This window comes from Devosia psychrophila, assembly GCF_000971275.1.
GTDB lineage: Bacteria > Pseudomonadota > Alphaproteobacteria > Rhizobiales > Devosiaceae > Devosia > Devosia psychrophila.
The window spans coordinates 1-779 of sequence record NZ_LAPV01000058.1; the positions used below are offsets into that span (position 1 = coordinate 1).

Here is a 779-nt window from a genome sequence, read left to right on the forward strand (position 1 = left end):
AGGCCGACGATTTCTGAGCGTCGCAGGCCGCCGGCAAACCCAAGCAGCAACATCGCGCGATCCCGGATGCCGCGTAGGCCGCCGCGCTCAAAGGTTTCCAGCATCGCCAGCAAATCCTCCGGCAGAAGAGCTTCCTTTTGCCGGGGCGGCTTGGCGTGGGTGTTGCGAATGCCGGCCATTACTGTGGCGATATGGCGGTCCTTGCGATCCAGCGACTGTCCGAGCTGCGTGTAATTCCAGGAGAGGGACGAGAGTCGGCGCTCGATGGTGCTGACGGCGTTTTTTTGGCGCCCGCCGGCCTCTCCCGAGGCGCAGGCGGTGATGTAAAGACCAACAACCTGCGGATCGGGCGGCTGTACCGCCAGGCCTTGCCGGCGACACCAGCCGGAAAAATGCTTCCAATCCGAGGCGTAGGCCAGCCGGGTGTTGGCCGAACTGGCCGCCTCGACATAGTCGCGGGCGCGATTGGCGAGGCCGCGCAAATGGGCCAGATCGCCGACCGGTACCGACACGGCGGAATTGCCGACGGGTGCCGCCGCTGCAGCAGGGGGCAGGGGGGCGTTGCCGGTGTCGTTTTCAGCGATTTCGTCGGGGTTTTGGGTCACTACCTCTATGATGACTATAACGTCCGATAATGCAAGATTATCGGTCATTATTATCTGCCGACAGGTGGGGCGGATATTTGCGCCTCCACTAGCGGTAAGCGCCGTGGCATGTTAGCCTGCCGGCGTGAAATCGCGCGCTGATTTGCTGCTTGTCGCTCCTCCACTGGTGCCGAA

1 protein-coding gene is annotated in these 779 nt (G+C 62.8%); it reads right to left on the reverse strand.

The window, feature by feature from the left end; genetic code table 11:
* Window positions 1-653 (reverse strand): tyrosine-type recombinase/integrase (locus WH91_RS04635; protein ID WP_046169846.1); only part of this gene is annotated, 653 nt, incomplete at its 3' end.
* Window positions 654-779 lie beyond the last annotated feature (126 nt).